Source organism: Shigella sp. FC1967, assembly GCF_001743005.1.
In the GTDB taxonomy this organism is placed as follows: Bacteria; Pseudomonadota; Gammaproteobacteria; order Enterobacterales; family Enterobacteriaceae; genus Proteus.
The window spans coordinates 1-359 of the sequence record NZ_MIIZ01001401.1 but is presented as its reverse complement, the minus strand read 5'-3'; the positions used below and the strand labels follow the sequence as shown (position 1 = coordinate 359).

Annotated in this window: 1 rRNA gene; it reads right to left on the bottom strand. The window is 52.9% G+C overall.

What is annotated here, in order from left to right:
* A 23S ribosomal RNA gene (locus BHE89_RS22450) occupies positions 1-359 on the bottom strand; the annotation flags it as partial.

Sequence of the window (359 nt, the reverse complement as noted above, 5' to 3'; positions counted from 1 at the left end):
CCCCGATTAACGTTGGACAGGAACCCTTGGTCTTCCGGCGTGCGGGTTTTTCACCCGCATTATCGTTACTTATGTCAGCATTCGCACTTCTGATACCTCCAGCATACCTCACAGTACACCTTCGCAGGCTTACAGAACGCTCCCCTACCCAACAACACATAGTGTCGCTGCCGCAGCTTCGGTGCATGGTTTAGCCCCGTTACATCTTCCGCGCGCCGACTCGACCAGTGAGCTATTACGCTTTCTTTAAATGATGGCTGCTTCTAAGCCAACATCCTGGCTGTCTGAGCCTTCCCACTTCGTTTCCCACTTAACCATGACTTTGGGACCTTAGCTGGCGGTCTGGGTTGTTTCCCTCT